The following is a 24,845-nucleotide window of genomic DNA, read 5'->3' as shown; positions in this document are numbered from 1 at the left end:
AACATACGGCGGGATCTCTCGTTGAGGTGGGGCCAGATTCGCATCAACTTGTCTCGAATGTCACGGATAGGAACCATGCCGCCGCCATAGGTAGCAGGTTCCTACGGACTTGTAAATGTTATTTATTGACGCAACCTTAGGGTCAGATTGGTAATAGTAGTCCAGATCGCCGTCGCGCCAAGATTTGTGGCATACTGAATGCCGTAAGTTGACCCAACGGATCCGTTAATGGTCAGTCCAGGATACAGGCCCAAAGTCACTCCACCCGGGACTGACTGTCACAAATGCATTTGAGCTTACTAGGTTCCCGCAGGACTACTCACCACGACCGCATAATTCCCCTGGTCTGTGGTCATCAGGTTCGTCAGCGCCAGACTCGAATTGGTGGCCCACAAGCGCTCCCGTCTTTGTACCACAAATAATCTAAAGGAGCAGCACCTTCAGCGACAACCTGGAGCGTCACATTCCCGCCCAAATACCCCAGAACGTTTGCTGGCTGCTCGGTGATGACAGGCGGCCCGTTCGTGCCGGTAACGGGCGAGCCGTTGCCCGTAATGAGCGTCGCTACCTCCGTAGGTGAAAGGGCCCGCGAATACAAAACTACGCCTCGTGAGCAGAATTTGTGGGTTGCCACCTGGCCGTGGGAATCAAAACCGCCCCGTTTTCCAGGCAAAACCGGCCTGAAATGCCTGTCCGATGATGTAGTAACCACTCGACCAGAGCGATATCGGATGCCCTGCAAGCCATGGTCCAAAGCGAAAAACTCAGAATTGCACGCGCCAGCGCCGGGTGTGCCAACTCGTCCCAGTCCGAAGACGACTCGGGCACGGGCCGTAGTGCCATTTTGGCCCACAAATTCTGCCACAGACCCAAAACTACTTCATCGATCAATCCAATAAATGGAAATCCACCGCTCACGGGGCTGTTTCCGATCCCGATGCCCGGTTGTTGCGAGGGATCAATATCGGCAGCCGGCCTCAAAGTGGTGGTCTTCTGGGCGGCCACCGCGCCGTCGATGTAGATTCGCATCTCCCCAGTTGCTCCATCGAGCGTGGCGGTGACCTGCTTCCATTTATTATACTCGATCGGGGTAGTCAACGAGTCCCCGGTGGTAGCCGTGGAGATGCCAAAGGACATACCGCCAGCATCATCCACCGTGAGACCGTAGCGAGACGTTCCTGACTGGCCTCCCGACCTCTCCAACACATGCCAGCAATTGGCCTTGATGAAAATCCATGCGCTTATGGTCAATGAATTTGTCAGTTTAAAATCCGGGCTGTCTGGGATATAAACGCGATTCGCTGTGCCCGCGAAACTAAAAGCTTGGCCAAAAAGACCTGTGTCGAAACCAACACCATCCAACAGAGTGCCGTTGTGCCCGCCAGCGCTGTCGTTTGCGTTTCCTTCCCCTCGCCACCAACCTACCAGGCCGGTTGTTGGGGGCGTGTACTGCCCCCAGACTGACGATGAAGTGCTAAGCAGGCAGCAAATGAACACTGCAACGCGGCCCCATTGAAGCAGGGTTACCGATACCGGTCGGGCGGGGAGAACGAGGTTCGTTCGTGTGCTCATAGAAGCGAAGCTCTGATTTCTGAATTGAGCCAAAATATACATATCGATGTCCGCATTGTCAAGACAAGCTTAGATGACATAGAGGACAAACTTGGGGGATCAAAGGGCCGGGTCCCTCTGGGGCAAATTGGCTATTTTTTGCGTGGACCGGCGCCTCGCGGCGCTCTCGGTGCTCTCAAGGTGAACTTCGCGCTCGCTCCGCCTGTCTAATTTACACCTCCTGCCGCTGACTGCCGGCTCGGGTCGCGATGATTAGCATTGACAGAGCTAATGCAATACTTTAGCATCCGCTCGCCTATTGCCGGTGCGGTTGAGCCAAAGCTTTAAATCAAAACGCATGAATCTCAAACCCAAACGCCTCCCCAGGTTATTGTTGCCTCTCTTGACGTTTGGCCTGCACACGACTGCATTTGGAGATTTCACAAATTGCGTACCGGAACCGGCTAACCTGGTGAGTTGGTGGCGCGGCGAGTACTGCGGCGCCGATGAGACAGGGAGGAATCCAGCCAGCCCGACCGCTGGAATTTTCTTTAGCGTCGGAGAGGTCGGGTCCGCATTCGGTTTCGACGGCACCACGAATTACGTGCGGGTCCCCGCCTCAACCAGCCTTGATATCGGGCAGAGTAACGGGCTGACATTGGAGTGCTGGATTAGCCCCACACAGCTTTTTAATGAACCGATTCTCGACTGGAGCCCGGTAGGAAATTATGGCGTGCATCTGTGGACCACCCAAACGGGTTCGTTATACGCAAACCTCTTCGATACTAACGGTAACTCACACGTGTTGCAGTCGCCCGGCAATCTCCTGGTTCCAGGGCTCTTTCAACATGTCGCCGTGACCTACGACAAGGCCTCAGGAATCGGGCAGCTATTCCTCAATGGCGCGATCGTTGATGAGGCGAACCTTGGCACTTTTACTCCAGAAACGAGCTACGATTTGTTTATCGGCTATCGGCAAGCAGGCGCGCCGTATGGCCCGGCGGCTTTCAGCGGGCTTATTGATGAAATGACGCTGTATGCCAGAGCGCTTGCCACGAACGAAATCCAGGCGGTTTATGATGCGGGCAGTGCGGGCAAGTGTTTGGGCTCGGTCCCGCCTTCGATCATTCTTCAGCCCACAAATCAAACGGTGTACGCAGGAGAGACAGCGACCTTTTCGGTTGTTGCCGATGGATCGCCGCCACTGAGTTTCCAATGGAATTTCAATGGCGCCCGCCTGCTCTCCGCCACGAATTCTTCGCTCACGTTAACTAATCTTCAGTTATCGCAAACGGGTCCTTATCAGGTTCTGGTAACCAATGATTTCGGCTCGATAACGAGCAGCATCGCCAGCCTTACAGTGATGCCCGCTCCGCCTTGCACAAATCCACCGCCCGGCATGGTCAGTTGGTGGCGCGGCGAAGGAAATGCAAACGATAGCGTTGGAATGAATCCGGGCGCCCTCTTCAACGGCGCCGGCTTTGCACCTGGTTTAGTCCAGGAGGGACTTTCTCTGAACGGCGTGAACCAATACGCCCAGGTCTCCAATGCCCCTTCACTGAATCCGACTGCCGCCCTTTCGTTGGAGACATGGGTATATCCGATCAGCCCGTTGGGCGCGGCGATGGACATACTTTCCAAGGACGACGAATCAGCCAATCGGCAGTACCTGCTCAACCTGGTTACGTCTCCTTCGGGCCAGCCAGTCTTCCGGGCGCATGTCGGTACCCCGTCCGGCTTCACGGTCCTGAACGGGACGAATGTGGTGCAGCTCAACACCTGGAATTATGTCGCCATGACCTATGACGGCTCATTCTTGAGGCTTTACGTCAATGGTGCGCTGGACACAAGCGCGCCCGTAACCGGCCCGGTGATTACAACGACGCAGCCCCTGCGATTTGGCCGGGGGGGATCGAGTTACTATTTTCATGGGCTGATCGATGAGATCAGTCTCTACGACCGCGCGCTGACGGCGCAGGAAATCCAGGGGATCTACAACGCGTCGGCTGGCGGCAAGTGCCTGATTCCAATCTCACCTTCCGTTGTTTCACAGCCGACGAATCAAACCGTCATGGCGAACTCGAATGCCATCTTTAGATTCACGGTCGGTGGTACGGTGCCATTTAATTATCAGTGGAGTTTCGGCGGCACACCAATCAATGGCGCTACCAGCAGCTCCCTCGTGCTGACAAATGTTCAGTTCAGTCAAAACGGAACTTATTCGGCCGTTGCTTCTAATATCGTGGGATGGGTGAGCAGCACAAATGTAAATCTAACGGTGGTTTATCCCCCCGCCCGGGTGCTGATCACGAACGCCAGCGCGATGGCCGGCGGGAACCTGTCATTCCCGGTGTGGCTGGTTGCCAATGGGAACGAGAACGCTCTGGCGTTTAGCTTGAGCTTCGACCCAACAAAGCTCTCCTACGCTGGCGTTACTTTGGGAAACGGAGCGGCTGGGGCTGCTCTCACAGCGAACACCTCCGCCATAAGCAACGGAAAAATAGGGCTTTTTGTAAATTTGCCCCAGAATGCCTCGTTTGCTGCCGGGACGCAGCAAGTGGTTCAGGTGCAATTCGCGCTGGCGATTGCGACCAGTCCAAGCTCGATCGCTATCAGCTTCGGCGACCAACCCACCGTGCGGCAGCTATTGGATTCACAACTCAATTCCCTGCCGGCGTCTTACTCGGCCAGCGCCACCATTACAATCGCTGCGGCAAGCTTTGAGGGGGACGTGTTCCCAAGACCTAACGGTGATAAAGCCTTGACGATTGCGGATTGGCTTCTGTCTGGACGCTATGCAGCCCGCCTCGACTATCCGACCAATGGCAGCGAATTCCAGCGGGCCGACTGTGCGCCTCGGTCCACTCTCGGGAATGGAGCCCTGACGGTCAGCGATTGGGTGCAGGTGGGCCGCTATGCTTTTGGATTGGACCCCCTCACGGTGGCCGGTGGGCCGACCAATGAAATTGCAATTGCAGGCGCCGGACCAGCTACAAACCGCTTCCTACTCGCAGGAGGAGCAATGCTGTCCGCGCGCCAACCCGCCACTGTAAGTGTCGTCATGGCAGGGCAAGGAAATGAAAACGCTCTGGCGCTGAGCCTCGGTTTTGACCCAACGCAGGTCAGTTTTTCAAGCGCCAATCTCGGGACGAATGCCGGAGGAGCGACCCTCTATGTGAATACAGACCAAGCGGCATCAGGGCGCATCGGTATTGCCCTCGCTTTGGGCGCCGGGAGCACATTCCCTGCTGGGACCAACGAGGTGCTACAGCTCAATTTTGTGGGGTCCCCCTCAGCTTCTGGAAGCTTTTCGCCTGCCTTTATGGATGTCCCCGTGCCGAGGGAGATTTCAGATGCCGGGGCCAACGCATTGCCGGTTTCCTATGCCAATGGTACGCTTCCCTCATTGCTGCTCTCCCTTTCCTCCACGAACCTGGTGCTGGCTTCGCCGGCGTGGGCCACAAATTTTATCTTGCAAGAGGCCGATGGCGCACTCCCTCCCGCCGGGGTGTGGAGCAATGTGACGGCAACCTCCGTTTTCAGCAACAATGAGAGCGTGTTTGTCTTCCCCATCGGCACTGGAACAAAGTTTTTCCGCCTCAAACAACCATGAAGACCTGCGGGGGGAAGTGGATATCTCCTAAACGGGGCCCTGCTGGCTTTGCCCCCTCATTCGATGGGATCAGTCAAGCGTAGAGGTAGGGTCGGCGCGCTCGGGGGCCCATTCATTGAACATGGATCATTGAGAATTTGGACTGCCCTCTCCCGGCCGCCTAACCTGTTGCGCCTGGCGGTGCGTCCTGTTTCTTGACCACGCGCAATCGGAAAATGACCTCCTCCGGCGGGAAGATGCCGGCCCAGAAGCGTTCGAAGATGACAGGCTCGAGGTTAATCCACCAGTTCATCCATTTGAGGATGGCGAAATTGCTGAAATTGAATCGTTTTTCCAGGATGTGGAAACGCGCGGGGCTGCCGTAGTCGGTCCGGTGCCGCAATTTCCATCTTTCATAAAACTTCAACCGGCGTTGGGAGAGGTCCTCGTAATTATCAAACGACCGGATGCCGAACGGGATGCGGTGGTCGGGTTCGCTGTAGTACTTGGTGCTCAGGAAAAACGGCACGCGCACCTCGATTTCGCCCCCTGGCCGCGTGATGCGGTAGAGTTCGGTCACCACCGCGTTAAAATTCTGAAGATGCTCGAGGATGTGCGAGCAGAGGATGAAATCGAAATGATTGTCCGGAAAAGGCCATGGATATTTGTTGAGGTCGGTGATTTGGTTGCCGCCGTAATCGACGACATCCAGATTGGTCCAGCCGGGGCGAATATCGGTTCCGCAGCCGACGTTGAGCCTTCGACCTTCGTTCGGCGGTCCCGCTGGGTTAATGGTCGGTTCGTTCGTTGTCATCTTTGTGCCCGCCTCGACTTGCTGCCATCTGCTCGGCAGACCGGCTTACCTGCGGGGAATCAAGGCGATGGAGTTTCCTATTAGCCCGCCGCGGCGTCAAGGCCGCAAAGTTGAAGGGCTTGAAGGGTATGACAAAACACATCGATCAATTGATCAATTCACACCGCATGAAGGCTTTCCTGGGGCGCGCCGGCAAAACACAGCGGCGGCGGCGCTTTTGATACTGCGGCGCTCGGCGGCCATCCAAAGCGGCGTCGCGCTGCGCTTGCCGCCGCACTCCAAAACGCAATGGCTGACAGCGTTAATGGCACCCAAGTTGTCCATCCTTTCTTCCGGTAGTTTGCGTTAGCCCTCATGAGCCAAATCCTCTTGCCTTGGCCCAGCGGTTCTGACTGACTTTGCCCGCCGTGATCCTGCACAAGCTGCTGGCCCGTTTCTTTAAATATGGCGATGACCCGGAGTTCTACCTGCTCCAGGCGCGCGATGCCATCCGATGGCTCGAACAATGTGGCATCACCCTCGGACCCCAAACCCGCGCGCTGGACCTCGGCTGCGGCCACGGCGTCTTCGGCGCGGAACTCGTCAAGCGCGGGTGCCAGGTCACTTTCGCCGATGAAGAGAACTTCCTGCTGCCCGAACTCGCCAATGCCCCTTTCCGCAAATTCAATATCGACCGGGATAATCTGGCCGCCCTTGGCGAATACGACCTGGTCATTTGTTCGAATGTCTTCGAACATTTGTCCGAGCCTAATCGCTTCCTGGATTCTTCCCACATGATGCTTGCTCCCGGCGGCAAGCTTTACTTGAGCTGGACCAATTGGCTGTCTCCCTGGGGCGGGCATGATTTTGCCCCATTCCATTATTTAGGCGCCGGGCCGGGCCAGTGGCTGCGGGACAAGCTCATCCGCCGCCCGCGCAAGCACGTCGCGTTTAAAAATCTCTTTCCCACTTATATCGGCCAGGTCCTGCGCCGAATCCGCCAAAATCCGAACCTCGCGCTTCTGGAAGGCGCGCCTCGATATTACACAGAGTTCTCGTTCCTGATTCACGTGCCGGTTGCGCGTGAATTCCTGGCCTGGAACTGCGCCCTGCTGCTGGGCAGGAAGTCTCCAGCCGAGCACTAAGCGGAAACATGCAGAAAGCAACAGGAGGAAACGGAGAGAACAGTGATAATTGGTTAAATTCGTGTCTTCCCCAGCCCGACCAGTTCAGCTTTTCAACTCAAGACGCTGGAGGATCAGCGTTGCCGCGAATAAGGCCAGAAAGACGAAGCTGAGCTGGCGGCCAACCGGGTTGGGTTCCCCGACCAGCGACACCGGGCAGACAGCCAGCCAATCAACAAAAATAATCCCCGCCACAAGGCCGCGTATCGTGCTATGGATGTCCGGTTCGAGAGACCAAAAGGTCTGGCGCAGGGACCGGGCTCCCCATAGAAAGACAACGGCAGAGAGCAGCAAGCCCGATTCGCGATAGCCATCGGCGTCCATGAAGAGGGCCAGCAGGATGGGACCAGCCATCAGAAGCGCCGGCCAGAGGCGCGCCCGCGCGGGTGTATCCTTCCAGCGCTCGAAATAGCCCGTGCCGGTCGTATAAGCGCCCAAAGCCAGCCCGCACCAGATGGACACGCCGGTCACACCACGCAACGCCGCTGACGCCCCCAATAAATAGAGGAACAAACGGGCCAATCCCTGTAACACCGGCGCAAAGGGCAGCAGCCGATGAATGGTGTTGTATAGAACGATTAGAAAGACCAGCACCAGGCCCAGGCTGCCACTGGCTGTGCCGGCGCAAATCAACAGCAATGCGCCACCCACCAGCCAGCCCAATCCCCATCGCCACACCGTCTGCGCCGCGATTGCGCCTGAGGGATTTGGCCGCTGCGGGTGGTGTTCCTTATCATAATCGGCGTCAAAAAAGTCGTTGAGGAACGCAGCACCCAAATGAAGCAAGGTCGTCCCTGCGAAAATCAGCGAAAGCGCTTCCATGCTGCTGCCACCGCCGAGCCACCAGCCGGCAAGGCAATTAGACCAGATGCTGGGCAGGCGAGCAGGACGACTCAGAGCCAAAATCGCGCGCACAGGAGCGGCAGGTTGGAGCGCTACCGGTGCTGGCGCCGTTTGACTTTGAGTTGTGCCAGTGAATGGGTCAGCGCGGCCTGGCATATCGCCGCCTCCTCATCGTCCAGATGCTCGGACAGGCGGGCCTCAGCGCGCTGGCGCGCTTCCTCCGCTTTGGCCTCATCGATATGCTCCGCGAAAACGGCCATATCAGCCATAATGGCCACGCGCTCGGCGGTGATTTCGACGAAGCCCTCTCCGACCGCTAGAAACTCATCACGCCCGTTTTTACGGATGATGAGTTCACCGGGAATAATCTGCGTCAGCAGCGGCACGTGTTGCGGATATATCCCCATCTCGCCTTCGGCCGCCGGCAGGGTGACCATCTCGACATCATCCGAGTAGGCCAGGGCGTCGGGTGTGACGATTTCCAATTTCAGCGTGTGAGCCATGGTCTCTTTTCAGCCCGGCGCTCAGCCTTGCTTGATTTCCTCGATGCCGCCCTTCATATAGAAATTGCCCTCGCCAACCTCGTCGTGTTTGCCTTCGAGGATTTCCTTAAACCCGCGAACAGTTTCGGCCACCGGAACTTGCTTGCCTTCGCGGCCAGTGAATACCTGGGCAACGCTGAAAGGCTGGCTCAGGAACCGTTGAATCTTGCGCGCGCGGAACACCGTCAGTTTATCGTCGGGCGAGAGTTCGTCCATGCCCAGAATGGCAATGATATCCTGGAGGTCCTTATAGCGTTGCAGGACCCGCTGCACGCCCCGGGCCACATCGTAATGTTCCTGTCCGACGATTTCCGGGGCCAGTGCGCGCGACGTGGATGCGAGGGGATCGACTGCGGGATAAATCCCCAACTCGGCAATCGAGCGCTCCAGGACGATGGTGGCATCCAGGTGGGCAAAGGTCGTTGCCGGGGCGGGGTCGGTCAGGTCGTCGGCGGGCACGTACACCGCCTGGAACGATGTAATGGAACCCTTCTTGGTTGAAGTAATGCGCTCCTGCAGATCGCCCATCTCGGCAGCCAATGTCGGTTGATAGCCGACCGCGCTGGGGGTTCGCCCGAGCAATGCGGAGACCTCCGAACCGGCCTGAGAGAAGCGGAAAATATTATCGATGAACAGGAGCACATCCTGGTTCTTCTCGTCGCGGAAGTACTCGGTGATGGCCAAACCGGACAGCGCCACACGCAGACGCGCGCCGGGCGGCTCGTTCATCTGTCCATAGACCAGCGCAATCTTCGACTCACCCAGGTTTTGCTGGTTGATGACCCCGGCTTCCGACATTTCGGTATAGAGATCGTTGCCCTCGCGCGTGCGTTCACCGACTCCGGCAAATACCGAGACACCGCCATGGAGTTTGGCAATATTGTTGATCAGCTCCATGATCACCACCGTTTTGCCGACTCCGGCCCCGCCGAACGCCCCAACCTTGCCCCCCTTGAGAAACGGGCAGATGAGGTCGATGACCTTGATGCCGGTGGTCAGCACCTGAGGCGAAGTGGATTGATCGATCAATTGCGGCGCCTGGCGATGGATAGGATAGCGCTTTTCGGCTTCCACGGGACCGCGTTCATCGACGGGGTTGCCCGTCACGTCAAAAACTCGTCCCATCACCCCCGCGCCGACCGGCATGGAAATAGGACCGCCGGTATCCTCGACGTCGAACCCGCGTTTAAGGCCTTCGGTGCTGGACATAGCGACGCTGCGAATCCAGTTGTCCCCAAGGTGCTGCTGCACTTCGAGGGTGAGCTTCGCCGGATGCCCTAGCAGCGTGTACGAGACGCTCAGCGCATTGTAAATGGCCGGCAGCGGTTCGGGAAATTCCACATCAACAACCGGGCCGATGACCTGTACGATTTTACCTTTATTCATTTGTTAAAATTCTCTGTTCAGTGCCCACGTTTGTTCATCTTTTTAGCTGAGAGCCATGGCCGCGCTGGTAATCTCGAGCAGTTCCTTGGTGATGTTCGCCTGGCGCAGTTTATTATACTCCAAAGTAAGGTCCTTGATGAGTTGGTTGGCGTTGTCGGTGGCGTTCTTCATGGCGACCATCCGGGCGCTGTGTTCGCTGGCCTTTGCTTCGAGGAGGATTTGGTACACCTGAAAGTTCAGATTGTGCGGCAAGAGCGCGCCCATGACCTGCTCGATATTGGGCTCAAACAGAAATTCGGTGGCCCCTTGCATCAGTTTCTCTTCCTCCTGGGGGCGGGGAATGCCCACCGAGATGGGCTTGATCTCGCCGACCGGCAGGAAAGGGCGAACCTCGGGTTTTTGGTTTAAAGTGGAAATGAAGTTTGTGAACAAGATGTCCACCTGGTCCACTTCACCCTTGAGAAAAGTCTCCCGGGCGAAGCGGGAGATAGCCCGTGCTTCGCTGAAGAGGGGAGCGTCCTTGTAAGTAAACTCGGCGCTTAATTTGCGGCGTGTCCGCGCGATAAACTGCGCGGCCTTGCGCCCAGCGGTGACGAACGCAGTGCTGTCTCGCTCGAATTTGGCCGCTTCCCGCATGAGATTGCTGTTGAGCCCGCCGCAAAGCCCCTTATCGGTGCTGATAATAACCACGCATCGGCGCCGGACTTCGCGGGCCTCCATGAGCGGATGCCGGAAATCGCCCACATGAAAGGCCACATTGCCCAAAACCTCGTTGAGCAACGAGGCATAAGGCCGGCCTGCCAGAGCGGCCTGCTGCGCCTTGCGCATTTTCGAGGCGGCCACCATCTGCATTGCCTTGGTGATCTGGGCGGTGTTCTTGACCGACCGGATGCGCCGGCGTATGTCGCGAGTGCTGGGCATGGGTTCAGGAAATCAAGCGCGCTATTTAAAGGTTTCTTTGAACTCGGTCACAGCGGCCTTCAAATCATTGGTCAGCGTATCGCTCAGCGCCCGTTCTTTGGCGATGCGCCCCATCAATTCCGTTTTGCGGCTGGTGAGGTAATCGGTGAGCTTAGCCTGGAAGTCTTTGATTCGCTCCACCGCGACGTCGTCCATAAACCCGTTCTGCACTGTCCAGAGGACGGCAACCTGCACCTCGACGGCGATCGGATTGTACTGAGGTTGTTTGAAGACCTCGACAATCCGTTTGCCCCGCTCGATCTGCGCCTGGGTCTTGGCGTCGAGGTCCGAGCCGAATTGCGCAAAAGCCGCCAGCTCGCGAAATTGGGCCAAGTCCAGTTTGATGCGGCCCGCGACCTGTTTCATCGCTTTGACCTGCGCGGCCGAACCGACTCGCGAGACCGAGATGCCCACCGAGATGGCCGGCCGGATGCCCTGGTAGAACAGGTCGGTTTCAAGAAAAATCTGGCCGTCTGTAATCGAGATAACATTAGTAGGGATGTACGCCGAAACGTCTCCTGCCTGGGTCTCAATAATGGGCAAAGCGGTGAGCGAACCGTTGCCGTACTTTTCGCTCACCCGCGCGGAACGTTCCAGCAGCCGGCTATGCAGGTAAAAGACATCGCCCGGGTAGGCCTCGCGGCCAGAAGGGCGTTTGAGGACCAGGGACACCTGGCGGTAGGCCACCGCGTGCTTCGAGAGGTCATCATAAATAATCAGGGCGTCCATGCCATTATCCATGAACCATTCGCCCATCGCACAGCCGCCGAATGGGGCCAGGTACTGATTCGTGGCCGAATCCGAGGCTGCGGCGGCTACGACAATCGTGTTGGGCATCGCCCCCGCCTCTTCAAACACAGACACTACCCGCGCAATATTCGACTGCTTTTGCCCGATGGCGACGTAGATGCAATAGAGCGGGCGATAATCCTTATCCCCCGCCTGCTGAGCGGCGCGGTTCAGGCGAGCCTGGCTGATGATGGTGTCCATCCCGATGGTGGTTTTACCCGTCGAGCGGTCGCCGATAATCAGCTCGCGCTGGCCGCGGCCAATGGGAATCATCGCATCGACGGCCATGATCCCGGTTTGAACCGGCTGGCTGACTGATTTGCGGCGGATGATTCCAGGCGCGATCTTCTCGACCGGGTAGGTCCCCGAGGCTGCAACGGGTCCTTTGCCATCGACCGGCTCGCCCAGGGAATTGACCACTCGTCCGAGCAATCCCTTGCCGACCGGCACCTGCAACAGCTTGCCCGTCGTGCGTACCTCCTGGCCCTGTTTAATACCGGTGTAATCGCCTAGAATGATGGCGCCGACTTCGGTCTCCTCCAAATTCAGCGCCAGGCCAGTGATGCCGTTGCCAAAATCCAGCATCTCGTTGAGCATCGCATCCGTAAGGCCCTCGATTTTAGCCACACCATCGCCAATCTCGCGCACAGTTCCCACGTTTTGCTTTGTCGCGACGTTCTTGAGGCCGGCAATTTGGGCTTCGATTTCTTGCAATAGGTTGCTCATAAATGAAATTCAAAAACTTTCCTGCAGGGCTGCCAGGCGGGCCTGGACGCTGCCATCATAGACGTCGCTTCCCACCCGGATACGCATGCCGCCTATGAGCGCTGGTCTTTGGGCAAAGGAAATCCTCAGGCCCTCACCGTAAACTCGATCAAGGGACGCCCGAACGTTCTGCTGCAACTCGGGCGCCAAAGGGAGCGCGCTTTCGATTACGGCCATGTGTTGTTCAAGGTCAAGCCTTGCCAGCCGTTCGAAATGCGACAGGATAGCCAGGTAGCCGCGCGGCCTGGTTTCCAACACCCGCTGCACCGCCAGGCGCGCCCGGTTCTCGTCCAAGAGTCCCTTGACGAGGCAACAGCGAAACAGCTCCTTGGCTTCGCGGCGGGCTTGTTTTGAAATCCTCATGTCTTCGGATGGATTAACCGACTTGCTTTGCGGTCTCTTCGGCCAGGCGCCGCTGGTCTTCTGGCGTCAAAATCTTGCCTGTCACGGTGGCTGTAGTCTGGACCACCAGACGTCCCACCTCGCGTTTAAGTTCAACCAGCATCCGGGCATGATCGGCTGCAGCCGCCTCGCGCGCCTTGACGACAATCTGCTCTGCGGTGGCAATGGCCTTTTGCGTTTCCTGTTCCTTGACGCGCGCAGCGGCGGCCCGGGCCTCTTCGATCATCCGGCTGGCTTGCGCCTCGGCTTTCGAGAGCACCTGGATTCTCTGGGCCTCGGTGCTGGCGAGTTCGGTTTTAATTTTTTCGGCGTTGGCCAGGCCTTCGGCGATGCGTTGGCGGCGCTCGTCGAGCATCTGGAGTATGCGCTTATAGGCAAAGAGATACAAAAGCAGCGCAACCAGCGAGAAGCTAATAACCTGCGCAATAAAATGCGGCAGGTCCCAGCCGAACCGATGCGCTGTCTCTGACGCGCTTTGGGCAAGCTCACTGCCTAAGTCTCCGAACAATATCAAATGCTGCATAAAAAATGCGCCTCGGGTTGGCGCGGAGCCGGGTAACGGCCCCGCGCCCAACCGTTATCGAACGAGATAAATGGCGTAGAAGACGATGGCCTCAGACAAGGCCATGCCGAGCACTGCCAGCGTAATGATGCGTCCGAAGGCGCCGGGGTTGCGTCCAACCGCCTCGGAGGCCTTCATGCCGACCAGCGCCACGCCGATAGCGGACCCAAGGCCCGCCAAACCGACGTGAATGCTGCCAGTTATCTCTCCCAACATGGGCGTTAACATACTGTTCCTTTTGTTTTGCTTTGTCGCTCGACGGCTCCCGCGATTGAACACGGTCAAGCCGCCGAAATCTTCAATGATGTTCTTTGCCGGGTTCTTCTTCATGGGCGCAGATCAGCGCCGTAAACACAGCCGTCAGCAGCATGAATACAAAGGCCTGCACCAACCCAACCAGCACTTCGAGAAAGTAAAACGGGATTGGCAGCAGCACGCTAAACAAAGCCCGCGCCCAGGCGGGATGCTGGATCGTGTTGGACATCGCCTCGAGCAGGTTCTCTCCGGCAAAAATGTTCCCATAAAGCCGGAAGCTCAAAGAAATGGGCCGGAAGGCGATGGAAAGCAGTTCGAGAAACCCGACGAAGAAAAAGACCACGATCATGAAGTACTTGATGATCCCGGTACTCTCGCCCTTGGGCCCGAAGAGATGCAGCGCAAAACCAACGATGCCATTGGACTGCAATGCCCAGATCAGCCAGAGAACCATGAAGATGGACGACATGGCGGTGGTCATGTTTAAATCGGCATTTCCTCCCCGCAAAAGCGGATTCGTGATTTCAAAACCATGAGGCGTTTGCATCCCCCAACCCACGGTGCCGACCCCGGGGATTAATCCGAACCAGTTCGTAAATAAAATGAATATGAAGATGGTCGCAAAAAACCAAAAGGTCCTTCGCACCAGTTGCGGGCCTACGATCTCTGAAAGAAAATTATACAAACCCTCGACGAGCCATTCCCAGAAGTTCTGCGCCCCTTCTGGCACCTCTTTCATGGTGCGCGTGGCGAGCTGGGCGCAAACAATCAGGCCCAAGGCCACGATCCAGGTGACGACCATCGAGTTGGTGATGGGGAACGGGCCGAAGGGCGTGTTGATGCGGGTCACTTCAAGAGCCCGTTGCGTCAACTTAGGACCCATCGACTCCGCAGGAGCTGCCAGGGCGGCGCCGGGCGCCTCCGGGGCGCACCACCCCTGACAGGGTGCGCCCGCAACCAACCACCACAGTAAAATGATTCCGAATACCCGCATCTCGTGCTAATGAGGCCAGCGCAAGGGACACGACGCCCCTCGGTGTCAAATCGACGTTTTCAGCCTGAAGCCCGCAGAAATTGCCTCATTGTAAAAAATTCCACAAGGGTTTTTTGAAGGTTTTTGCGCAGGCTTTCACTTTGACGCCGGTCCGGCGGGCTGCTAAAAGCATCGCGGCATCCCGGACCGTAACTGGTGGAACGCATGAAACAAACAAAACACCCGAAATATGGGCGGATTCTTTTAAAACTCAGCGGCGAAGCGCTCGGTGGTCAATCCGGGATTGGCATCTCGCCGGAGGCAGTGCATGACATGGCGGACCAAATCCGCGAGGTGCGCGAGTTGGGCACGCAAGTGGTGGTCGTGGTGGGTGGCGGCAATATCTTCCGGGGCCTGCGCGGGAGCGAGCGAGGGGTCGAGCGGGCGACGGGCGATTACATGGGGATGCTGGCAACGATAATCAATTCGCTGGCCTTGCAGGATGCCCTCGAAAAACTTGGCGTGGCCACCCGCGTCCAGAGCGCCATCACGATGGCGCAAGTGGCCGAGCCGTTCATCCGCAGGCGAGCGGTGCGGCACCTGGAAAAGGGCCGGGTCGTTATCTTCGGCGGAGGCACTGGTAATCCCTATTTTTCCACGGATACCGCTGCCGCTCTGCGCGCCAATGAGATTGGGGCGGAGGTGATTCTCAAAGCAACCAAAGTGGATGGCATTTACGATTCGGACCCCAAGACCAACCCCAAGGCCAAGCGCTATTCGCAAATCAAGTATCTTGAGGCCTTGCAGAGGCAGCTTAAGGTGATGGATTCCACCGCCTTTTCCCTGTGCATGGATAACAAGATGCCGATTATCGTTTTCGACCTGTTCCGGCCCCACAATCTCAGGCGGGTGGTGCTGGGTGAGAAAGTGGGCACTTTGGTGACCTGAGATTTGCTTTTCCATAGCGATAGAGGATCATAGTCCAGAGATGGTATTCGCCTCACGAGAAGATGCTGGTCGAAGGCTGGCCCGATTGCTGCAGGATAGAGGGGTGCAGGCGGACCTGGTCTTGGGCTTGCCCCGCGGTGGGGTGGTGGTAGCGGCTGAGGTGGCCCGAGTGCTGCGCCTGCCGTTGGATGTGCTAATCGTGCGCAAGATAGGCCACCCATCTCAAAGGGAGTTTGCCGTCGGCGCTTTAGCCGAGAACGGGGTGGTCGTTCTGGACCCAAAGGTCGTCGCTCCCGCGATGTACGCAGAACTCCAGGAGGTTATCCAGGAGGAGGAAAAACGTCTCCAGGGTTACCAAACCCGGTTCCACCCGGGCGGCCTTTGTTCTCTCGAAGGCAAAGCGGTTCTATTGGTGGATGATGGGTTGGCCACCGGAGCGACTACGGAAGCGGCAGTGTTATCAGCTAGAAAGCAGAAGGCGCGCCGCATCACGGTTGCCGCGCCTGTGGCCTCAGTGAATGCAGTCCAACGCCTCGAACAAGCAGCCGATGCTGTTGTTGCCCTTTGTGTGGACCCCGATTTCGACGCCGTCGGCCGGTATTACGACGTTTTCTCCCAAACCACGGATGAGGAAGTCCTGGAATTGCTCAAGGCCGCATGAATGGACATCAAATCCCAGACACTCGAAGAGGTGCAGGCCCGGTTCCAGGGATGGGGCCAGCCGGCCTATCGAGTCGGTCAACTGCTCGACTGGCTCTACGTCCGCCGGGTCACCTCCTGGGATGCGATGACGAATTTACCGCGGTCTCTGCGCGAGCAGTTGCGAACTCATTATACGTTCGAGTGCCTTGAACTTGTCCGCAAGCAAGGCTCGGCCGATACCACACAGAAAATCCTCTGGCGCCTGGCCGATCAATCGTTGATCGAAAGCGTCCTGATTCCGGCAAATCCCGCCTTGTATGGCGAGCCGAGCGACCGCCACACGTTGTGCGTCTCGACCCAGGTTGGCTGCGCTTATGGGTGCAGGTTCTGCGCCAGCGGGCTGAAAGGCTTGAAACGAAACCTGGAAGCCCATGAAATCGTGGACCAAGTCCTGGCAGTGGAGCGACAGGGAGAGAACGTGGAGAGGATGGCCGCGTCCTGGTCTTCAAAGGCCTCCAGGCTGATCTCCAATCTTGTCATCATGGGCATGGGCGAGCCTTTGGCCAATTACGACAACCTCCTCAAGGCCCTGAGAATTCTTAACGCCCCCTGGGGCGGTGGAATCGGGGCGCGCAAAATCACTGTCTCGACCAGCGGACTGGCCCCGCAGATTCGGAGACTGGCCGATGAGCCGCTGCAATTTCGGCTGGCGGTCTCACTGCATGGCCCCACGGATGTCATCCGCAACAAAATCATGCCTGTAAACCGCAAGTACCCTTTGCGGGAGCTTGTGGCCGCTTGTGAATATTACCAGAGGGGCAAAGGCCGGATGATTACGTTCGAGTACATCCTGATTTCCGGGGTTAATGATAGCCTGGACCAGGCCAAACCACTCGCCGCCCTTGCGCGGCGCCTGAATGCAAAGATCAATCTCATCCCCTATAACCCCGTCGAGGGGCTGCCCTGGCAACGGCCCAGCCAGGCGCAGCAAGATGCCTTTCTTGACGCATTAGAGCGGCAAAAGGTCAGCGCCACTTTGCGCCGAGAAAAGGGTGTCGATATCGACGCCGCCTGCGGCCAGCTCCGCCTCAAGACCGAGCGCGAGTTGGCGGTGCGCCGCTGAAAACAAAGTGCCGCGAGCCCGCAGGGCCTTGGCCACCAAAAACCGCGCTTACCGGTTTGTTCGAACCGCGGAATACTTGGCTTGACCCTTCCTGCTGGCAAATGCGACCTTGGCTTCGGTGTCGGTTTTTGTCTTCGGCTCATGTATAAGACGATTCTTGTAACGTTGGACGGCACACCGACTGACCGGGCGATCATCGAGCATGTCAAACCTCTGTCTAAGCTGGCGCAAAGCCGAGTGGTGTTGCTCCACGTTGCGGATGGCTGGGCCGCTCGGACGTATGGAGCGGACGCCGTCAGCCCCGAGATCGCGCAGGATACGGCTTATCTGAAAGAGGTATGCAGCGAGTTTCGAGCTGCCGGCATTCCCGCCCAGGCCGAGTTGGCCTATGGGGAACCGGTTACCGAGATCGTCAAATGGGTCGAGAAGAAGGGCTGTGACCTGGTGGCGATGAGCACCCATGGCCATCGGTTGCTGGCCGACATTTTTCTCGGTACCACCGCCAGCCGGGTCCAGCATCAGCTCAAGGTCCCTGTTCTCCTTCTGCGCGCCAAATAAGCGCCCCACCGAGCCTTTCGGGCCCGGCCCACCGAGCTTGACGGAGCACCTCTCGAAACTTAGCTTGTTGGCCGGTTCTGGTGGTCGTAGCTCAGCCTGGTTAGAGCCCCAGATTGTGGATCTGGCTGTCGCGGGTTCAAATCCCGTCGACCACCCCACCTCATCGCGGCCGGGCATATATACCGCCCCAATTGGCTCTTTTCCTTTACGCCATGGGATTTTTTCCTAAAGTGCCCGGGTGATCACGTTGGAAGACACCACCCTGTTTCGGCAGCTCCAGCCGGATGAGCTGGGCGCATTGCGGCGAGTTGCGCGCGAGCAGAGGTTCAAGACCGGCCAGGAGGTTTTCAAAGAAGGCGATGCCGGCGATGGCCTGTACCTGGTTAAGGAAGGACTGGTCGAGATTTCGGCCCTGGTGACTCAAGGAGCCCGGCAGGTCTTTTCCCAGGTCAGCCCTGGAGACATGTTCGGTGAGATGGCCGTCATAGAGGACAAACCGCGCTCGGCCTGGGCGGTGGCGCGTGGGGAGACAGTAGTGTATTTCATCCCGCGGGCGGAGATGCTGGACCTGGTGAGCCGCTCGCCGGCCCTGGCGCTGGCCTTGTTGCGCGAAATCAGCCATCGGCTCCGCCAATTCGACCGGCAATATCTGCGCGAGGTCCTCCAAGCCGAGCGCCTGGCGGTGGTGGGCCGGTTCGCTCGGTCCATCGTGCATGATTTAAAAAACCCGTTGAATATTATCGGACTGAGCGCGGAACTGGCCAGCCTGGAAGAGGCGGAACCCAGCCAGCGCCGCCAGGCGATCAGCAATATCCGCCAGCAAGTCGAACGCATCAGCGAGATGACCGCCGAGATACTCGAATTCACCCAAGGTTCTGCTCCGGACCTGGTCCTGCCCCCGATGGCGTATAACCAGTTTGTGGACCCTGTGATAGCCGAGTTGCGCGCCGAAGCCGAACTCAGAGCCGCAGCCATCGAGCTCGAGACCGAGGCGCCAGTAACGGCCCTGCTGCTCAATCCCAAACGCTTGCGCCGTGTCTTTTATAACCTGGTTCATAACGCAACCGACGCCATGCCGCAGGGGGGGAAAATCCTGTTCCGATTCAGCGCGTCGCCTGGTGAAATTGTAACCGAGATAGAAGATACGGGTCCGGGCATCGCGCCAGAGATAGCTGACCGATTATTCGAGCCGTTCTCGACTTACGGCAAGGCCCAGGGAACCGGGCTCGGCCTGTCGATTTGCAAACGAATTGTCGAGGACCACCGGGGCTGGATTAAGGCGCGCACCGAAAAGGGGCATGGAGCGATTTTTGTCTTCGGCTTGCCGGTGCCGCAAGCCGGTTAGTAAGGAATTGATAAACATCGCCTTTCACCTATGAACCGCATTCGGCTGCTGCCCGAGCAGGTGGCCAATCAGATCGCTGCCGGCGAGGTGGTCGAGCGTCCGGCCAGCGTCGTCAAGGAGCTGGTCGAAAACGCTCTGGACGCCCAGGCGCGGCGTGTGAGCGTGGAAATCCAGGCGGGCGGGCGGAGCCTGATCCGGGTAACCGATGATGGCTTGGGCATGAGCCGGGATGATGCCCTGCTGTGCCTTGAAAGACACGCCACCAGCAAAATTCAGCGCGCCGAAGACCTTGCGGCCATACGCACCATGGGCTTTCGCGGCGAGGCCATTCCCAGCATCGCCAGCGTCAGCCGCTTTATCCTCACCACGCGTGAACGCGCGAGCGATTCGCCCGAAGGCACGCAGATCATCCTGAGCGGCGGCAAAATCCTCGAAGTCAAAGCCGCTGGAACGGCGCCCGGCACAGCCGTCGAGGTGCGCCAGCTCTTCTTCAACCTGCCGGCGCGACGCAAGTTTCTGCGCTCGGAAGAGACCGAGGCTGCGCATATCCTGCATTACCTGACGCTGGCAGCGCTGGCCTATCCCGAGGCCGCGTTCAATTTCCAGAAGGACGGGCGCGCTGTCTGGCAACTGCCGGCAGTCAAAACCGGAACAGACACACCCGCGCGGCTGGCCGCTTTGCGGGAACGCCTCCAGGCCTTTTACGGCAGCGATCCGAAATTGTTGCCGGTTAATTTTTCGCAAGAGATGGACGGGCATTCACCCAACACGGAGGCTGAAGGTGAATCGTCAAAAACCGAAACCGCCGCGGCCACTGTGCAACACCCATTCGATGGGCCGTCGAGCGCAGACCCGTCGCTTTTCCGGCTCTGGGGGTTTCTGGGTGCGCCAGGCGTTTCCCGCGCCACACGCGAAGACCAGCACTTGTTTGTCAACCGGCGTCCTATCGAGAATCGCGGGCTGAACTTCGCTCTTTTGGAAGGCTATCACACCGCTTTGATGAAGGGGCGTTACCCGGTCTGCTGTCTCTTTCTCGAAATCGACCCCGCAGCCGTCGAGGTCAATATCCACCCGTCCAAACGCGAGGTGAAATTTCACCGTGAGTCCGAGGTGCGCCGTTTGGTGGCGCATGCGGTGCGGCAGACTTTGCTGCAATTTCATCAGAAGGACTCCCCGGCCAGCCAAGCCAGGAGCCAACCGGAAAGCCTCCACCGCGCGCCAACCGCCAGCCCAGACCTGCCCGCCCCCACATCCGGCATAGCCGTGGCGCAAGCCAGTTTGCCGCATTTGCCCCATGCACCTCGAGCGCCTTTGGCCGCAGCGCCGCCAAGCAGGCAGGCGCAGCGCCCTTTGCCGATGGGATTTCGTCCCCAACCAGCGCCTGCTCCGGCCAGCGCCCCTGCGCCTCCTGCTTCCGCGCAATTGCCAGCCGCTCAGCCGGCGCCTGCCCAGACCGCCTCCCCCTTGGCCGCCGTCACATCAACACCTCCAGCTCCCGACACGGTCGCGCGCCCCCACGCTTCCACCCCGCCTCTGCCGCTGCTCTCGGTGCCCCTGCGCCTGGTCGGAGTCATCGGGAAGCTTTACGTGGTGCTGGAGTCGGACCGGGGGCTGGTCTTGCTGGACCAACACGCCGCGCATGAACGGATTCTCTTCGAGCAGATGCTCACGCGCCTCGAACAAAACAGCCAGGCCCCCTCCCAGCGGCTGCTGCTGCCGGAGACCATCGAGCTGTCCGCGCACGATGCGAATTTCGTTCGCGGCCAGTTATCCGTGCTGACCCGCCTGGGGGTAGGGCTAAGCGAGTTTGGCGAACGGACATTTCTGCTCGATGCCCTGCCCCCGTTTGTGAAGGCGAGCCAGCCCCGGCGCTTTGTCCTCGAGCTGGTGGATGAGTTGAAAGCAACCGGCCAGGAGGTCAATTCCTTGCGCCTCGGCGAGCAGATGGTCGCCAAAACAGTTTGCCGCCATGCGGTAAAGGCCAACGATCCTTTGCGAGGCGCCGAATTGGAAAAATTGGTCGAGGACCTTCGCCATTGCGCGATGCCCTATACCTGTCCGCATGGCCGGCCGACCCTTATCGAGATGAACTTCCGCGAGCTGGAGAAGAAGTTCGGCAGGACGCAGTAGGACACAGCCCGGCAGAGCCGGAACCAAACGGACCAACCACGGAGGACGAGAACGAGTAGGATGATGGCAATCTATTTTATAAAACGTGCTCTAGATGAGCAAAACCCCGCACTTATGGTCAGTGTGTCAGTGTCTCAAGTTTGCGAAACCTGTCGACGGTGGCCGGAGACTTCTGGATTAACACTGGAAGATAGATAGATACACATAGTGACACGCTGCTCGTCAACGCGTCAGAAGTGTTCCAGTGTTCCGGCGCGGTGATCGGTGTCAGTTTGCGGGCAAAAATGTGCGGTCCCTGGATCGCAATCCGCCGAGGAAAGCTTTGTGTCTTTTCGCGTGCATTCGCGATTGCGCGGTTTATTTTAGAACTAATATGGCGCTCCAGTTCATCAATGCCGCGGTGTGGTGGGCAGCATTTGGGATTTGCTTATGGACCTGAAATTAGCCTGGAAGAGCGCAACTCAATCCGCGCAGGCGGCGGGCGGACCCCGGGCGTTGGCGCCGGACCAATAGCCAGCATGTGGAAAAACCTCAAGGGCTGGCAGCGAGTCACACTCTGGCTGGTTTTATTCAAGATCGGTTATTTGTGTCTCATTTGGGGCGCCGCTAGGCTGTGGCCCTCCTTCGACGAGGGAGCATTCGACTCGGTAAAAGCGAGATGGCCGCGTCAAGGAAGCCCCGTGTTTGGCAGTCACTTCGCCACCTAGGACGGAGCGCATTATCTTTATCTGAGCGAGGTTGGTTATGCCAAAGATGTGCCATCGTGCGCGTTTTATCCCTTGTGGCCGCTCGCAATCCGGTGGTTTTCGGTTTTGACGGGCGGCAGCCACTTAGCGGCCGGGCTAGTTCTGGCAAACGCCCTTTCGCTGACGGGCTGGATTCTTTTCTATCAGAACGTGGCCCGGCGCTTTGGGGAACCCATCGCCCTCTGTTCCCTGGTTCTCATGGTGGCCTTTCCCGGATCGCTCTTTTATCAGTTCATCTACAGTGAGCCGTTGTTTCTGTTGTTGTTAATGCTGCTGTGGTTCGCGCTGGAGCGTGGCAGTTACCGGATGGCATGGGCCGCCGCGTTCCTGCTGCCGCTGACCCGAGGGATTGGCGTTTTCTGTGTCCTGCCGATTGGATGGCATTGGCTGATGCGACGACCTTGGGGCTGGCTGGATCGGTGGCACTGGCTCAATGAGGAGCGCAAGCGGTCCACCGGCGGCATCCAAAAGGAACGGCTCTCTTGCATGATCTCTCGCCCTGGTCCTCCCAACGCGGATCAGGGGGAACGCATGTCGAATAACTCCCTTACCTCATGCCTCTCCCTATCGGAGGGGGCAGCCATGCCAAAGGCGCATCAATGGGAGGGTTGGAAAGGGCTTGCGCTGGTGCTGGCGCCGCCTCTGGGCTTCATCCTTTATTTTTGCTTGATGTGGCTTTGGACTGGGAATCCCTTCGAAGGCCTGGAGGCGCAGAAGTATTGGCGAGTGCATTCGATTAGCAATCTCTGGAACGTGCCCAAGTTCGTCACTGGCTTCTTTTCTCCCGAGGACTGGCATCAGTTTCGGGGATCGGTTTTGGATCGCTGCTCATTTCTTGTGCTGGTCTATAGCCTGCCGCTGATTTGGCGACTGGGAAAAGACATGGTAGTTTGGACCTATGTGCTGGGAGTACTGCCCGCGATGAGTGGGACCTTCGTTTCGTTCACCCGGTTCGAATCGATCGCATTTCCGATGTTTATTGCGCTCGCGATGTTCTTTGTTGGAATAAAAAGGAAATGGCCGCTCGTGGCCTTCCTGGCTCTGAGCGCCTCATTGCACGCGGTTTTGGTGTGGCGTTTCGTCAACTTCCGGTGGGCAGGATGAAGTGGCGCCCTATAGCGTTTCCGCAATTGGCCGGCAATGCGACAGTTGATCGCCACCCGGTTGCTGGCCCTCATACAGCGAGTCCGTATCATCTGTGCCAATCCGTGCCACCGTGCCACTTGGAAGTTGCTTAAAACTGCCGCAAGGTGCTAAAATCGATATAGGATGCTATCTCTGCTGAGCAACCAGCGTGCGGTGAGAATGAAAGCCGCTTGCGAACCGGTTCCGAGCCGTTGCGGCGCCTTCACGCTGATTGAACTGCTGGTGGTGATTGCGGTCATCGCCATTCTGGCGGCGCTCTTATTGCCGGCCCTGAGCTCGGCAAAGGCCAGGGCGAAGGCGGCCATCTGCCTGTCGAACCTGAAGCAATTCGGCGTCGCGTTCCAGCTCTATGCGGGCGACCATGAGGATGCGGTTCTGCCAAACAAAGATGGACAGAAGATACCCTTGGGCCAGACTTGGGTCGAGGGGTGGCTTGGTCTCCCCGGTCCCGATTGCACGAACCTTTTGTATCTGCAGCGCAGCCTTGTGGGGCCTTATCTGAAAGGCGCAGCCGTGTGGCAGTGTCCGCTGTCAAGGGAACCGTCCGTCGCAGGCACAACCATGCCGCGCGTGCGGACGGTGTCGCTCAATTGTTTTATGGGTGCACCCACGAACGTGCCGGGCGTGGCGTGTTACCGGAAGCTGGGTCAGGTTACGCGGCCCTCGCCCTCGGACGCCCTGGCATTTGTGGATGAGCGCATCGACACCATCAACGACGGCAGTTTTGCCATGCAGTTGGACTTCGATGAGACACTGCCGGGCAGCTGGGTGCTTCGGGACAAGCCGGCGACCTCGCACCAGGGCGGGTGTAACCTGACCTACGCCGACGGCCATGCGGCCACGCACCGCTGGCTGGATGCGCACACGCTGTCAGCAGCAAGGAATGACGCCCCGATGCCGGGCAATCTGGATGTGCTGTGGCTCGAGCAGCACGGCACTTGGCGCGGGCAGTAAGGCAGAGGACCTCGGAATCGCATCAATTTCTCATTACTTTGAGATGGGACAAATGCCAATAAACAAGAGTCAAACCATTGCTGAGAATCCCCCTTCCGATGCCAGGGGGGCCGTTAAACCTGCGGGTTTTCCCACACGAATGTCCGGTCTAATTGCCACGTTGGCTGGTCGTTTTGGGCTCAGTTCGTCGCTTGCGGATTTGCTCCGACGGTATTTGCGTTTTGGTGTCGTGGGTGGGAGTGGGGTCGCAGTCGACATGGCTGCCCTGTTCTTTCTTGCAGATCCGAGAACACTGCATTTGGATATTTCATTGAGCAAAGCGCTAGCTGCTGAGATCGCTATATTCAGTAATTTTGTCGGCAACGAGTTTTGGACGTTTGCCGATATGTCCGGAACCGATTTGAGTTGGCGGGGACGCGCAGGCCGCCTTGGCAAGTTTAATCTGATCTGTCTAGCCGGGATTGGATTAAGCGTCTTGCTATTGAACGTGCAGACTCACTATTTGCAAATGAATATGCTCACATTTTGGCGCTAATTTAGGCCCCGAACGGGCTCACAAATAGCCTAGCTCTTCGGCTCTCAGTTGAACGGCGACTGCGTGCGGGCTGATTTGCAGGGCGTCACTGAGGAAGCTCTCCACGGTCTGATCAATGGCG

Annotated in this window: 22 protein-coding genes, 1 tRNA gene and 1 pseudogene; 12 read left to right on the top strand and 12 right to left on the bottom strand. The window is 58.1% G+C overall.

The window, feature by feature from the left end; all coding sequences use genetic code 11:
* Positions 1-600: 600 nt before the first annotated feature.
* Positions 601-1,572, bottom strand: coding sequence for a LamG domain-containing protein (locus VG146_21075; protein HEV2394850.1), 972 nt, complete (start codon positions 1,570-1,572; stop codon positions 601-603).
* A 337-nt stretch (positions 1,573-1,909) separates the two neighbouring features.
* On the opposite strand from VG146_21075, the gene VG146_21070 reads away from it, so the two are divergent.
* The gene (locus VG146_21070; protein ID HEV2394849.1) at positions 1,910-5,164 is read left to right on the top strand and encodes a LamG-like jellyroll fold domain-containing protein; all 3,255 of its coding nucleotides are present in this window, start codon (positions 1,910-1,912) and stop codon (positions 5,162-5,164) included.
* 160 nt (positions 5,165-5,324) lie between these two features.
* On the opposite strand, the gene VG146_21065 is transcribed toward VG146_21070, so the two are convergent.
* Together VG146_21065 and VG146_21060 are read right to left on the bottom strand one after the other, a co-directional pair.
* Entirely contained in the window at positions 5,325-5,957 is a 633-nt protein-coding gene (locus VG146_21065; protein ID HEV2394848.1) for a methyltransferase domain-containing protein, read from the bottom strand.
* A 153-nt stretch (positions 5,958-6,110) separates the two neighbouring features.
* On the bottom strand, positions 6,111-6,281 hold the full coding sequence (locus VG146_21060; protein HEV2394847.1) for a hypothetical protein: 171 nt from the start codon (positions 6,279-6,281) through the stop codon (positions 6,111-6,113).
* A gap of 83 nt (positions 6,282-6,364) precedes the next feature.
* Here VG146_21060 and VG146_21055 point away from each other — a divergent pair, with 83 nt between their 5' ends.
* Positions 6,365-7,081, top strand: coding sequence for a methyltransferase domain-containing protein (locus VG146_21055; GenBank protein ID HEV2394846.1), 717 nt, complete (start codon positions 6,365-6,367; stop codon positions 7,079-7,081).
* Between the two features lie 84 nt (positions 7,082-7,165).
* Here VG146_21055 and VG146_21050 read toward each other — a convergent pair whose 3' ends face one another.
* The 9 genes from VG146_21050 to atpB form a co-directional block, all read right to left on the bottom strand.
* On the bottom strand, positions 7,166-8,035 hold the full coding sequence (locus VG146_21050) for a UbiA family prenyltransferase (GenBank protein ID HEV2394845.1): 870 nt from the start codon (positions 8,033-8,035) through the stop codon (positions 7,166-7,168).
* A gap of 20 nt (positions 8,036-8,055) precedes the next feature.
* Positions 8,056-8,466, bottom strand: a complete 411-nt coding sequence (gene atpC / locus VG146_21045; GenBank protein ID HEV2394844.1) for an ATP synthase F1 subunit epsilon — start codon at positions 8,464-8,466, stop codon at positions 8,056-8,058.
* 21 nt (positions 8,467-8,487) lie between these two features.
* Complete coding sequence (atpD, locus tag VG146_21040) at positions 8,488-9,891, bottom strand: F0F1 ATP synthase subunit beta (GenBank protein HEV2394843.1); 1,404 nt, start codon at positions 9,889-9,891, stop codon at positions 8,488-8,490.
* A 42-nt stretch (positions 9,892-9,933) separates the two neighbouring features.
* The gene (gene atpG / locus VG146_21035; protein HEV2394842.1) at positions 9,934-10,812 is read right to left on the bottom strand and encodes an ATP synthase F1 subunit gamma; all 879 of its coding nucleotides are present in this window, start codon (positions 10,810-10,812) and stop codon (positions 9,934-9,936) included.
* A 21-nt stretch (positions 10,813-10,833) separates the two neighbouring features.
* Positions 10,834-12,366 carry a F0F1 ATP synthase subunit alpha gene (atpA, locus tag VG146_21030; GenBank protein ID HEV2394841.1) on the bottom strand — a complete coding sequence of 511 codons (1,533 nt, stop codon included), beginning with the start codon at positions 12,364-12,366 and terminating at the stop codon, positions 10,834-10,836.
* 9 nt (positions 12,367-12,375) lie between these two features.
* The gene (locus tag VG146_21025) at positions 12,376-12,768 is read right to left on the bottom strand and encodes a F0F1 ATP synthase subunit delta (GenBank protein HEV2394840.1); all 393 of its coding nucleotides are present in this window, start codon (positions 12,766-12,768) and stop codon (positions 12,376-12,378) included.
* A gap of 13 nt (positions 12,769-12,781) precedes the next feature.
* On the bottom strand, positions 12,782-13,330 hold the full coding sequence (gene atpF, locus VG146_21020; protein HEV2394839.1) for a F0F1 ATP synthase subunit B: 549 nt from the start codon (positions 13,328-13,330) through the stop codon (positions 12,782-12,784).
* A 54-nt stretch (positions 13,331-13,384) separates the two neighbouring features.
* Complete coding sequence (locus VG146_21015; protein HEV2394838.1) at positions 13,385-13,597, bottom strand: ATP synthase F0 subunit C; 213 nt, start codon at positions 13,595-13,597, stop codon at positions 13,385-13,387.
* A 70-nt stretch (positions 13,598-13,667) separates the two neighbouring features.
* Positions 13,668-14,618 (bottom strand): F0F1 ATP synthase subunit A, encoded by a 951-nt coding sequence (gene atpB, locus VG146_21010; GenBank protein ID HEV2394837.1) that lies wholly within the window; start codon positions 14,616-14,618, stop codon positions 13,668-13,670.
* Positions 14,619-14,822: 204 nt separating this feature from the next.
* Between atpB and pyrH the strand changes: the two genes are divergently transcribed.
* From pyrH to VG146_20960, 10 genes and pseudogenes are all read left to right on the top strand, one after another.
* Positions 14,823-15,545 carry a UMP kinase gene (gene pyrH, locus VG146_21005; GenBank protein HEV2394836.1) on the top strand — a complete coding sequence of 241 codons (723 nt, stop codon included), beginning with the start codon at positions 14,823-14,825 and terminating at the stop codon, positions 15,543-15,545.
* 40 nt (positions 15,546-15,585) lie between these two features.
* The gene (locus VG146_21000) at positions 15,586-16,206 is read left to right on the top strand and encodes a phosphoribosyltransferase family protein (protein ID HEV2394835.1); all 621 of its coding nucleotides are present in this window, start codon (positions 15,586-15,588) and stop codon (positions 16,204-16,206) included.
* Complete coding sequence (gene rlmN, locus VG146_20995; GenBank protein ID HEV2394834.1) at positions 16,207-17,310, top strand: 23S rRNA (adenine(2503)-C(2))-methyltransferase RlmN; 1,104 nt, start codon at positions 16,207-16,209, stop codon at positions 17,308-17,310.
* 141 nt (positions 17,311-17,451) lie between these two features.
* The gene (locus VG146_20990) at positions 17,452-17,868 is read left to right on the top strand and encodes a universal stress protein (protein ID HEV2394833.1); all 417 of its coding nucleotides are present in this window, start codon (positions 17,452-17,454) and stop codon (positions 17,866-17,868) included.
* Between the two features lie 80 nt (positions 17,869-17,948).
* A tRNA-His gene (locus tag VG146_20985) sits at positions 17,949-18,026 on the top strand.
* An 80-nt stretch (positions 18,027-18,106) separates the two neighbouring features.
* A complete protein-coding gene (locus tag VG146_20980) occupies positions 18,107-19,213 on the top strand; it encodes an ATP-binding protein (GenBank protein ID HEV2394832.1) in 1,107 nt (368 codons plus the stop codon).
* A gap of 30 nt (positions 19,214-19,243) precedes the next feature.
* Positions 19,244-21,343 (top strand): DNA mismatch repair endonuclease MutL, encoded by a 2,100-nt coding sequence (gene mutL, locus VG146_20975; protein HEV2394831.1) that lies wholly within the window; start codon positions 19,244-19,246, stop codon positions 21,341-21,343.
* A 719-nt stretch (positions 21,344-22,062) separates the two neighbouring features.
* Positions 22,063-23,193 (top strand): annotated as a pseudogene (locus tag VG146_20970) (hypothetical protein).
* 201 nt (positions 23,194-23,394) lie between these two features.
* Entirely contained in the window at positions 23,395-24,189 is a 795-nt protein-coding gene (locus tag VG146_20965; GenBank protein ID HEV2394830.1) for a prepilin-type N-terminal cleavage/methylation domain-containing protein, read from the top strand.
* A gap of 43 nt (positions 24,190-24,232) precedes the next feature.
* Complete coding sequence (locus VG146_20960; GenBank protein ID HEV2394829.1) at positions 24,233-24,724, top strand: GtrA family protein; 492 nt, start codon at positions 24,233-24,235, stop codon at positions 24,722-24,724.
* Positions 24,725-24,845: the final 121 nt, after the last annotated feature.

This window comes from Verrucomicrobiia bacterium, assembly GCA_035946615.1.
Lineage (GTDB): Bacteria > Verrucomicrobiota > Verrucomicrobiia > Limisphaerales > UBA8199 > DASYZB01.
Note: the sequence above shows the minus strand (reverse complement) of the source record. Positions and strands in the feature narration are given on the sequence as shown.